The sequence below is a fragment of the Paraburkholderia sp. SIMBA_054 genome (assembly GCF_046534875.1).
GTDB lineage: Bacteria > Pseudomonadota > Gammaproteobacteria > Burkholderiales > Burkholderiaceae > Paraburkholderia > Paraburkholderia hospita.
Genome location: NZ_JAWRXV010000301.1, coordinates 1 through 396, shown reverse-complemented (window position 1 = coordinate 396; position 396 = coordinate 1). Strand labels below are relative to the sequence as shown.

General features: G+C 53.5%; 1 protein-coding gene. It reads left to right on the top strand.

Going from position 1 to position 396, the window contains the following annotated elements:
* Positions 1–14 precede the first annotated feature (14 nt).
* A partial coding sequence (locus SB822_RS55220) for a LuxR C-terminal-related transcriptional regulator (RefSeq protein ID WP_410858863.1) occupies positions 15–396 on the top strand: 382 nt, incomplete at its 3' end.

Genomic DNA, 396 nt, shown 5'->3' with positions numbered 1-396 from the left:
TGATGGATATCAACATGCCGCTTCTCAACGGTATCGACGCTATCGAAATGTTCAAAAAGCAATTGCCGGGCATTCGCATCCTCATGCTGTCGATGCATGACAGCCGCGAATATATCTCGACTTCCATCATGCGCGGGGCTTCGGGCTATGTGTTGAAGGATGTGTCCACCACTGAAATCGTCGCCGCCATTCATGCGGTCGCTTCGGGTGGAACTTATTTCTCTTCCGGTGTTTCGGAAGCGCTGCTCGACAGCGGCGACAGGAAATCGGAAGGGCTGTCGGTCCGCGAAAACGATGTTCTGGTGCTGGTGGCCGAAGGTGGAAGCAACCGCGAAATTGCAATCAGGCTCGGCATTTCGGAGGCGACGGTCGAAACTCATCGCAAGAATATCAAGA